The organism is Pedobacter sp. 10L46_2, from assembly GCF_056395165.1.
The window spans coordinates 1-1,009 of sequence record NZ_JBFTIZ010000560.1; the positions used below are offsets into that span (position 1 = coordinate 1).

Annotated in this window: 1 protein-coding gene; it reads left to right on the plus strand. The window is 42.4% G+C overall.

The features are described 5' to 3' along the window. Positions 1–1,009 (plus strand): acyl-CoA dehydrogenase family protein (locus tag AC1DDX_RS27805; protein WP_477623091.1); only part of this gene is annotated, 1,009 nt, incomplete at both ends.

The following is a 1,009-nucleotide window of genomic DNA, read 5'->3' on the forward strand; positions in this document are numbered from 1 at the left end:
TCATCAAGGGGTTGGGAGAAATAGGTGCCTTTGGTCCTACTATTCCTGTTGAATATGGCGGTTCCGGACTTGATTATACGGCTTACGGTATCATCATGCAGGAATTAGAACGTGGAGATTCGGGCATCAGGTCTACCGCTTCTGTGCAGGGTTCTTTGGTAATGTATCCTATTTTTGCTTACGGAACTGAAGAACAACGCAAGAAGTACTTGCCTAAGCTTGCTACTGGTGAATTGATGGGCTGCTTCGGATTAACAGAGCCGGATCATGGATCTAATCCTGGTGGAATGGTAACCAATATTAAAGATAATGGAAGCCACTATTTACTTAATGGTGCAAAAATGTGGATCTCTAATGCTCCCTTTGCAGATATTGCAGTTGTTTGGGCTAAGGATGAATCAGGGAAAATCAGAGGATTGGTTGTGGAGCGCGGTATGGAAGGTTTTACAACTCCGGAAACACATGGAAAATGGAGTTTGCGGGCTTCAGCTACAGGTGAATTGGTATTTGATAATGTTAAGGTACCTAAAGAAAATATTTTCCCGGAAATAAGTGGACTTAAAGGGCCTTTGGGTTGTTTAAATCAGGCGCGTTATGGTATTGCATGGGGAGCACTGGGTGCTGCTATGGATTGCTATGATACCGCTTTACGCTATGCTAAAGAACGTGTTCAGTTTGGTAAACCTATTGCTGGCTTTCAATTGCAGCAAAAGAAGTTAGCTGAAATGATTACTGAGATTACGAAAGGCCAGTTACTGGTATGGCGCTTAGGGGTATTGAAAAGCGAAAACAGAGCGACTGCTGAGCAAATTTCTATGGCAAAAAGAAATAGTGTAGAGGTTGCGCTGGACATTGCACGTAACGCCAGACAAATGCTTGGTGGTATGGGGATTACCGGAGAATATTCAATTATGAGGCATATGATGAATCTGGAATCTGTAGTTACATATGAGGGAACACATGATATTCACCTATTAATTACAGGAATGGATGTAACAGGAATAAATGC